Genomic DNA, 10117 nt, shown 5'->3' with positions numbered 1-10117 from the left:
GTAGCGTAAAAGCTCAAGCAGTTTGTCCCACAGGTCGTCGCTCAGTAACGTTGGGGTTGACATTGCCTTTTAGCTTAGTCAGCCCAACTTCATACAATTATCAACACAACCTAGGAATCCAAGGTTGAAACCCCGATCGCTCCGTCCAGAATGGTGTCGCTTAAGTTCACGTCGAGGAGAGTGGCGTTGCTTAAGTTTGCATTGCTTAAGTTTGCGTGAGCCAAATTTGCGCCCCAGAGATTTGCATAGGTGAGGTCCGCACCCGTGAGGTCGGCTTCGCTCAGGTTCGCGCCCCAGAAGTCGGCTCCACACAAGTATGCGCCGACCAGGTTTGCTTGACTGAGATCGGCTCCCGCAAGCCTAACTCCGCCTAACTCTGCCCCTGCCAGGGAAACGTCTGGGGTAATCCGATAGGCACCAGCGGCGATCGGGTCGAACCCGTCCGGGAACTGCGTGGTGGAGTCGTAGAGCGCTCCTTGAAAATTGGTATTGTGCAGAATTGCTGTGCGTAGGTCGGCTCCAAACAGATTCACCTTACGAAGATCGGCATCAGTCAGGTTGGCTTCGCTCAGCGTGGAGCTAGAGAGGGTCGATCGACGCAAATCGGTCTGTGTCAGATCGGCACCGTGGAGATTGGTGCCGCTAAGATCGGCGGCCTGCAAATCTGCCTCGGTTAAATCGGCGTCAGTGAGCGCTGCACGGCTGAGTTTGGCATGGCGCAAACAGATTCCAAATAAAATTGCCTGGTGCAGCAGTGCCTGCGTCAGGTCAGCACCGCCCAAATCGGCTCCGCTTAGATTCAACCCGTGCAAATCCGCCTGCTGTAAATTGGCTCCAGGAGCAATTCGGTAGGCTCCAACTGCTGTAGGGTCGTACGATTGGGGAAATTGAGTCGTTTCGTCGTAGAGTGCACCCTGAAGGTTCGTTGAGTCTAAAATTGCCTCACTGAAATCGGCATTTCGCAGGTCAGCCCCCGCCAGATTCGCCTCCCGAAAATCCGTGCCGTACAAATGGGTGCGACCCAGAATCGCACGCTGTAAGTCGGTTCCCCGCAGCGACGCTTCGCCGAGGTCCGCATCCCACAGGTCCAGGTTGGGCAGGACCAATCCTTTGAGGTTAACGTTGTGCAGATTGACGCCGCTGAAGTCGCGATCGCCAGTGCCGTATTTTCGCAGTAGGGCTTCCGTATTCATTCCACCTTAAACGTTTCGACTGAGTCTTGTAGCGACTGAGCGACGTTAACCGTTTCGCGCAGCGCTCCCACCACTCGATACGAAGCGTCCAACGTGCGTCCGGATACTTGCGCCACGTTCTTGACCAACTGCGTCACCGATCGCGACGTTTCCGCTTGAGAAACCGTTGTCTCGGAGATTGACTGCACAAGGGTGTCAATCTCGTGGGACACCCGCACAATCTGAAGCAGACTTTGCCTCGCGTTCTTCACCGCATGCGAGCCGCCCGCAACTTGACGGGTGCCTCGCTCCATTGCCGCCACAACCGCCGTGATCTCGCGCTGAATCGTCTGCACGATCTGCTCAATCTCACGCGTTGCAGTCGTCGATCGCGCCGCAAGTTCTCCAACCTCGGTTGCGACGATCGTAAAGCCGCGCCCGTGTTCGCCCGCTCGTGTCGCTTCGATTCCAGCGTTAATCGCCAGCAGATCCGTTTGCACGGCGATGTCATTAATGATCGACACGACTCTGGAAATTTGCTCTGACGTCGATCCCAACTGCCTCACTTGTTGAGCCGTGGCGTCGATGGTCTCGCGCAGCAGTTGGATCGACTGTACGGTCGCGTCCATCTCTGCGTCGCCCATTTCGGCAACGCTGGATGCTGCCCGCGCTACCGTTGCCGCTTGGTGAGCGCTGCTGGCAACCGTCGCGATCGACTGGGACATTTCCTCGACCGAGTTGAGGATGTGCGTGGTGTCAGCGGCTTGACGGCGAGACTCCTCAGCAAGCTGTTGCATTGCGCCCTCGTTCTCGCCCAGCAGCGTATTCACCTGAGCCGCCGACTGCTTCACCTGGGTCACGAGATCGCGCAGACTCTCGATGATCGAGTTAAAGAAGTCTGCCACCGTGCCCAAGTCATCAACGGTCACGTCTGCCCGCACTGTGAGGTCGCCATGAGACGCCCCCTCAACCTCGTTGAGCAGGGTCAAAATTTGCTGCTGGAGCGCTTCTTTCCGCTGCTCTGACTCGTACAGCGCCGCTTGCCGCTCGCTTAGCAGTTGGGCTTGGTCGAGGGCGTAGCCGATTTGGGCAGCGATCTGCGAGAGCAAGTTGATTTCGGCTCCCTCCCACAATCGCGGCTCTGCACACGAGTGGGCGCACAGCAAGCCAAACCGTTGACCATTGCACTGAATGGTGGCGACTAATTCTGCGTTCGCCTCGAACTGCTGAAGGGCGGCACGGTGGCGATCGTTGACGGCTTCGTTCGCCACATTCGAGAGGTGCCACACTTGCTGTCCGGCGTACTGCTCAGGCGTCTCTAGTCCCAGAGGGTCCTGCACCGTCTGCCCCAGCGTTACCGATTTGCCGTACTGAACTTCCGCAATCACCTCTGCGACTAACGAGTCGGGCTGGAATTGCAGAATAATGACGCGATCGACCCGCAGCAGCTCTCGAACTTCTTCGACGGCGACTTGCGCAATGCTATCGACCTTGAGCGATCGACGAATGCGGACGATGATATCGCTCAGCGCTTTGGCTTCTTTTGCCTGCTGCTCTTGGCGCGCTGCCTCTGACGCTAGCGCGGACTCCGACGCCGAGATCCGGTCTGCCAAGCGGTTGAACTGCTGAGCGAGCTGTCCCACTTCATCGTTGGAAAAAACCTGAGTGCGAACGGTGCGATTTCCCGTTGTAAACGCCTGGGTTGCCTGCTTTAGGTTCTGAAGCGGGCGCAAAATGCTGTAGCGGAATATCAAACTCCAAAGAATAATCACCATCACCGACAGGAACAGCACCACAGCCTCTTGCTGGAAGCTCGCTTTCAATAGCTGATTGAGACTATTTTCGGGTGTACCCCGTACGAGAATGGCGGTCGGGCGATCGCTGTAGACCGGGCTAGGTCCATCCGGCGTTTCCAAGATTTGGTTCGGAACCGCTTTGGCAGCAACGGTGTAGGTGCGTCCTCGCACGTCTAAGCGCTCCGTCACAACTTGCCCTTTAGCCGCGGCGGCTTGCTCCAACAGCGACGTGTCCGGTAGAGAAATATCCGCTTGGGCCTCTTCGTCCGCGCGCGATCGCTCTAGCGCCGTCGCCAGCGAGAAGCCGGAGTCCTGTTGCAGGTACACAGCGCTGTAGCCGCTGCCGAAGGCGTTTAGTGTGGCTTCGACGATCGGGCGCTTATCGTTGACAATATCGCCAAACACGAGCGCTCCGACGACTTGGCGGCTGTTGGGGTCGCGCACGGGAGTCACGACGTAGCGAATCAGCGCATCCCGATTTCCGAACCCCTCTGGCAGCGGTGCCGCTTCTTTTAGCAGGTCGGTCCAGGGCACAACTTCGCTGGCTTTGATCTGCTGTGGGTTTTTAAGCATCTCGCTGACCAGACTGCCCGGATCAAATGGCTCTCCTTTGCGATCGGCGTTGGCGTTGACGATAATCCGCGTGTCTTTGCCAACCAGCGTGGCGTACTCCATCCGCCCCGCTTTGACTTCGTTTTGCAGAATCTTTTTGACCTGCTCCTGTAAGTCTTTGTTGAGAGGACTACCGTTGCTTTGGGCTCTTGCGGCTTCAACGATGGCGGGGTTGTCGGATTGACTACGAGAGCCAAACCCCATCTGGTTCAGTTTGATGTTGTAGTTGGTTTCGGTGACGGCAACTTCAGACGTTGCCTGCGCTAGAAGCTGGGTCCGCAAGCTATTGATTAGCACGATCGTAGATCCGACCCCGAAGCCCAGGATTGGAACCAGTTCGCAGACAATCAGCGCGAGTAGCTGCTTGCGAGCGATGGGTAAATCGCTAAACCACTGCCACGGCGATGATCGGGGGCGGACGATCGCTGGGAGGGAAGACGGCGGCTGTACTGAATGACCAGACGACGAAGCAGAACTCTCAAGACGCGAACGATTCATGTCCTCGGCAAGACCCAGAGGGTTATTCATAGGGGGGTAAGAAAGCTCATAGGGGTTTTGAATTTAGGATGATGTAGGAATTGAGAGAAGCAAGTCCGAATTCAAAGCTGGACGAGTGAAGTTTGAATTTAGACCAGTGCGCCATTCGTCACGAGCCGCTCCAAGGTGCGAAGAAGCTCTTGCTCGTTGTACGGCTTCGAGAAGTAGGCGGCAGCACCCAGATTCATCGCCAGCTGCCGGTGTTTGTCGCCGCTGCGAGAGGTCAGCATGGCAACGGGCAGCGACTCGTACAGCGGGTTGGCTTTGATTTGCGCCAGAAAGCCATACCCGTCTAGACGCGGCATCTCAATGTCGCAGATCACCGCTTGCACGAATAAGCCGGTCTGAAGCTTTTCCAGTGCATCCTGACCGTCTTTCGCCTGCTCGACGCGGTAGCCCGATCGCTCCAGCGTCAGCGCCAAAAAGCGGCGCACGTTGATCGAGTCATCTACGACTAGCACGGTGGCTTTGTCCGTGGACACGGCTGGCTGAGTCGGCGGCATCAGCATGGGCGGCGTGATCGCCCGGAATGCGGCGGGCAGTAAAGCCGGAGGAATCTGCTCGTGGGCAGTGCGTTCGCAGCTGGTAATCCAGTGCAGGAGTTCTCCGACGTTCACCAATGGAACGACGCGCCCATCGCCCAGAATCGTGCAGCTTGAGAAGCCCGTCGGCAGCGCCAGTGTGCCTTCTACCCGCCGAATTGCGACTTCCTGTTCGCCCCAGCAGCGATCGACCTGCACACCAATTAGCTCCCCACCCCGCCGGACAATCAGCACCGACGCCGCATTAATCGTCGGCGCGGCTTCTAACGCGTGCGGCTGGCGTGGGCAGTTAAAGCGCAGCCAAGGCGCAAGGCGCACCAGTGGCACCAGCGTTCCCTGCCAGTTGAGCATTTCACTGCCCGCCGTTGTCAGAATCTGCTCCGGCTTCAGCAGGAACATTTCTTCGATCGTGTCGGTTGGCAGCACCAGCAGCATTCCGTTGCTCTCGACCAGCAGCACCCGCACGACCGACAGCGTAAAGGGCACCGAAAGCGTGAAGGTGGTGCCGACGCCTGCCTCAGTGTCAACGCTGATGTCCCCCCGCACCTGCTTGAGGTTGTCGCGCACCACATCCAGCCCGACGCCCCGACCGGACAGAGCAGTTACCTGGTCGCTGGTGCTGAATCCTGGCTCAAAAATCAGCGAGAGCAGGTCTTGATCGCTGGCAGCCGCGAGGAGGCTGGAGTCGAGTCCCATTTGCTCGGCGCGGCTGCGAACTTTGTCGAGCGGAATGCCGTTGCCGTCATCACGAATCGTAATTAACGTCCGGTTGGCGCGGTGGCTAGCGCTAATTTCGATCACACCTTCTTCCGATTTACCTTTGGCGTGGCGGCTGTCAGGGTCCTCGATGCCGTGGTCGAACGCATTGCGAAGCAAATGCATCAGCGGGTCATTCAGCGATTCCAGAATGTTGCGATCGATCAGCGTGTTGCCGCCGTGAACCACTAGCTTGACGCGCTTGCCGTACTGCAACGACAGTTCCCGTAGCGCTCGTGGGAATCGGTCCACCACATCCGCGAGCGGGCGCATCCGCAGCTGGTTCAGATTCGTTTGCAGACGTTTCGCGGTTTTGTTTAAGTCGCGGGCGTTTTGTTCGGCGTCATCCAGGCTCAGGTCTAAATCGCTGCTGACTTCCTGAATCTGGACGATCGTTTCCATCACCTGCTGCGACAGCGAATGCAGTTCGTTGTAGCGATCCATCTCTAGCGCGTCGAAGGTCGAGCTACTGTCGTGCGTGCCGTTGCCGTTGCCGTTGTAAGAATGAGTGCCGTTAACGCCCACTTTAATTAATGCGTCTTCCTCGACTTGGGGTGTCACCTTGTCGTAGGCGGTCCGCATCTGCGCATTCGACTGCTCTAAATTCTGCACCCGCTGGCTCAGCAGTTGACTCAGGCTCCGCAGCCGCCTTAGGTACAAATCAAGACCGTTGCGCTCGATCGCCAGTTCGCCAAATAAGTCGTTGAGTTGGTTCAACTGCCGGACCGGGACGCGCACCGTGGCATCGGAATCCTCGATCGCGGGTGCCTCGACCTCGACGCGCTCGTCCAGCACTTTGAAGTCAGATACCTGCGTCTCCCGCCCGCGTCGCGCCGACGCAGCAGCAGGCTGGGGCGTAGCCACCTCGTCGATTGTCCGTACTCCCTCGTCGTCTACGAGGACTTCGGAGTAGGCAGCGGTCAGCGGTGGTTCTAGCTCCTCAGACGAGTTGGAGGTGTCCCAGGTCGGCTGGAAAACCTCTTCCCATTGCGGCTCTACTGGCGCAGCCGCAACGGCAGTAGCCGCGCCAGCGGCGGCTGGATGCTCGATCGTAGTGGGCAGCAGATCCAACTGCCCCGCCACGACGAGCGCTTGGGTGCGTCGCCACGCCCGCAGCGCTTGCTGAGCGATCGTCTCGGCGTCGTCGGGTTCTGCCTCGAGGCTGTACAGCACCGACTCACACAGACGGCTAAAGGCGCTCAGTTGCAGCATCTCTCCCAGTCCGCCCAGTTCCTGCGCCAAAATGAGCACTTCTTCGCGGAGACAGGGCTGGTCTGGGTGGGCCAGCACTCCTTCTAGCCGCTGCAAACAGCCATCTACCTCGGTCTCAAACAGCATCGGCAGAATGTTCTGCCCGTCGTCTTCCGGGGACAAAATCGTGGCGGCGTCTTCGGACTGGGGGTCACCGAGGCGATCGTGGATCTCCTCGAAGATCGGCAGCACATCGGCGTTGAGCCAGTGGGTATCGATCGCGGTTCCCTGGCGGTCTAACGTGATCACCCGCCGCAGCACATTCACCGCTGCTAGGAGCTGATTCTCTAGCTGAGACGTAATCTCCAATGAGGATCCCTGAATTTTCAGCACCTTAAACGCATCTTCTAGACGATGCGCCAGGTCACTGAGCACCGGAAATCCCATCATGCCTGCCCCACCCTTAATCGAGTGAGCGGCTCGCAGGGCGGCATTGATTTTTTGAACATCCACTCGGTGGTTGGCGAGTCCGATCAGGGCAGCATCCAGCGAGTCCAGATACGCTTGCGCCTCGTCGAGGAACTGACGCCGAATTTCGAGTTCCTTGTCTTGGGACATGGTTGTAGTAGTGAGTGGTTAGTAATCAGTCGTGCGTGTTTAGTAGCCAGTCCGTTAGTTGACCTTGAACGTTTCCACAGAGGCTTGTAGCTCTTTTGCAACCTCGACGGTTTGATTGAGCGCTTCGGAGACTTGCCGAGACGAGTTGGAGGTGCGTCCAGCCTCTACGGCAATGTCTTCCATCAGCGTTGTGATGGTCTGAGACGTTTCCACCTGAGAAACCGTCGCGTCCGAAATGAACTGCACGAGCTGATCGATTTGGTGGAACACGGTGAGGATCTCTTGCAGGCTCAGCTTGGCATCCTCGACTAGACGGGTGCCTTCTACCACCTGTGTGGTGCCTTGCTCCATGGCTTCTACCACCTCGCTGGTTTCGCGCTGAATGGTTGCCACAATCTGCTCAATCTCCTTGGTGGCAGCGGACGATCGCGCCGCCAACTCGCCCACTTCTTCCGCAACGACCGCAAAGCCTTGTCCCTCTTCGCCTGCTCGCGCGGCTTCGATCCCGGCGTTGATCGCCAGCAGGTTCGTCTGCATAGCAATTTGGTTAATCAGCGACACGACTTTAGAAATCTGCTGCGACGACTCACCCAGTCGCTTCACTTTCTTGGCGGTTTCGCCGATCGTCTCCCGCAGGTTCAGAATGTTTTGCACGGTCAGGTCCATTGCCGTGCCGCTGGATTCAGCGGTGCTGGCAGCGGTGCGGGTGACGGTGGCAGCTTGACTGGCGCTGTCGGCAACAGCCTGGATCGATCGCATCATCTGCTCCACCGAGTCCAACGTGCGCGTGGTTTCTTCTGCCTGCTGTAGGGCACCATCGGCTAGTTGGCGAATCGACTGTTCGTTGTCGCCCAGCGATTGGTTCACCTGAGTGGCAGCCTGCTTTACCTGGGTTACGATGTCGCGCAAACTCTCCACGATCGAGTTAAAGAAGTCTGCCACCGTGCCAATGTCGCCTGCGGTCACGTCTGCCCGGACGGTCAAATCGCCCATTGCTGCGCCTTCCACTTCACCCAGCAGGTCCAGCAGTTGCCGTTGCAGTTCGTCTCTCTGGTGCTGCCGCTCTTCCGACAGCGTCTCCGCGATCTGACGGGCGCTATCGGTTTGCTCCAGTAAGTACGCTTGGTCGAGTGCAAAGCCAATCTGCGCTGCCAACTGCCCAAAGAATTCCACTTCCTCGACGTCCCACTTGCGCGGTCCTGAGCATTGATGGGCACAAATCAGCGCGATTAGCTGCTTGTTCCGCATGACCGGAGCAACAATGTTTGCCTTAACCTGTAACCGCTCCAGAATTTCGCAGTGGCACTTGGTCAGGTTCTCGTTGTGGATGTCTTCGGTAGACCAAATGCGTCCGGTGCTGTAGCGGGCAACGTCGTTAGGTCCAAGCGGATCGAGGATGGTTTGTCCCATTGCCCGAATCCAGCCCGGTCCAACCGATTCGGCAGTGATGACGCCGCTGTGCCAATCTTCGTTGAAGCGGTAAATTAGCACGCGATCGGTGTTGAGAAACACGCGAATCTCATCAACGCTGGTTTGCAGAATGTCGTCGTAGCTGAGCGACCGGCGGATGTTCAGCACAATTTCGCTCAAAAGCTGCGATCGCTGAGCGCTGCGAGTCTGCTTTTGCAGAAGCGCTTGCAGCTGCAACGCCATTTGGTTAATGTTGCTGCCCAGCGTGGCGAGTTCGTCGTCGCCGTCTACGCGCAGCCGAGGGCTAAGATTGCCCTGCCCAAATTCTTGCACTACCGCTGCCGCTTCAAGAATTGGACGAGTGGCGCGGCGAGCCAGCAGCGCGGCGATCGAGCCGACCAACAGCGCCGTTATTCCTGTTCCCAATGCCAGGGTAATCAGCAGGTTGCGCTGGGGCAAAAACGCCGTGCTAGTGTCCACGGTCATCAGCACTTCCCAGTCCAGCGGTGGCAGACCTTCCAGCGTGGTTCCAGGAACGTAGCTGACGAGTTCCTCCACGTTGGTTTGTTTTTGTGTCGTAACTAGGGTCGTCGGTTTTTTATCGGCTTTGATGCGATCGAGTCCATCCAAGGTAGAACTCAGCGGTAACCCAATTAGCTCCTTTCTCGAGGCCAAGAAAATGTTTCCGGTCGAATCGGTTAATTCGTAGTCCCGATTGCCAAGCTGATACCGTTGAACCACCTCTTCCAGCTTTTGCAGCGGCACGACCGTACGCACGATGGCGATCGTTTTTCCAGACACCCAGTCCTTCACTGGAGCAGCAAAATACATTTCTGGCTTCTGGTTGATCAGCGTTGGAGAAATCTCTCTACCAATGAACGGGCGATCGGTCTTCAACACCGTCTGAAAATACGCCTGGTCTTTTTGGCTGGGCAGCGAGTCCCCGCTGGACTGAATCAGTACCTTGCCGTCTAAATCGACAACAGCGACGCTGCGATAAATGCGGGAGGTTTCCACATAGCGATCCAGCACCGCCTGCTTCTCCTCAGGGCTGGTTGCGTCTCGTACTTTCCCAAGGCTCAGAAATGGCAACTGCGCCAGAACCTGAATGTCTCCGTAGCGCTCAAACACGAAGCGATTGATCTTGTCGGATAGCTGATTGGTGAAGGCAAGCTGCGCGTCGCCAGTTTCCTGCCGAAACGACTGATCGGCAAAGTAGTAGGCAAGGGCACCAATGCCCAGCACAGGAATGGTGCCGATCGCAACAGCGACCGCCGTTGCCCGAGCGCGCAAACTGGCTCTTACCCCACGCCGCTTGCGCTGGGAGCGGGATTGAGCGCTGTTCGTGGTGGCTGGGGCAGACGATGCAGACAGCGAAGCAGTATCCGTCGGGACGATCGGGGACGAGCTTGGTTGAGGACGAGCAGCGGAGTTGCTGCTGCGATTGATGTCGATCGGCTTGACCATAGGAGTGGCATTCCGG

At 57.7% G+C, this 10117-nt stretch carries 4 protein-coding genes; all 4 read right to left on the bottom strand.

The features are described from left to right. Nucleotides 1-110: 110 nt before the first annotated feature. The gene (locus H6F43_RS17975; RefSeq protein WP_190344083.1) at nucleotides 111-1193 is read right to left on the bottom strand and encodes a pentapeptide repeat-containing protein; all 1083 of its coding nucleotides are present in this window, start codon (nucleotides 1191-1193) and stop codon (nucleotides 111-113) included. Beyond that, a complete protein-coding gene (locus tag H6F43_RS17970; protein ID WP_199290427.1) occupies nucleotides 1190-4108 on the bottom strand; it encodes a methyl-accepting chemotaxis protein in 2919 nt (972 codons plus the stop codon). The genes H6F43_RS17975 and H6F43_RS17970 overlap by 4 nt, the downstream gene beginning before the upstream one ends. Before the next feature lie 98 nt (nucleotides 4109-4206). After that, nucleotides 4207-7224, bottom strand: coding sequence for a hybrid sensor histidine kinase/response regulator (locus H6F43_RS17965; protein WP_190344082.1), 3018 nt, complete (start codon nucleotides 7222-7224; stop codon nucleotides 4207-4209). Nucleotides 7225-7278: 54 nt separating this feature from the next. Continuing rightward, nucleotides 7279-10101 (bottom strand): methyl-accepting chemotaxis protein, encoded by a 2823-nt coding sequence (locus H6F43_RS17960; RefSeq protein ID WP_190344081.1) that lies wholly within the window; start codon nucleotides 10099-10101, stop codon nucleotides 7279-7281. Nucleotides 10102-10117 lie beyond the last annotated feature (16 nt).

Source organism: Leptolyngbya sp. FACHB-36 (assembly GCF_014695955.1).
Taxonomy (GTDB): domain Bacteria; phylum Cyanobacteriota; class Cyanobacteriia; order Leptolyngbyales; family Leptolyngbyaceae; genus FACHB-36.
This window is presented reverse-complemented; position numbering and strand designations above follow the sequence as displayed.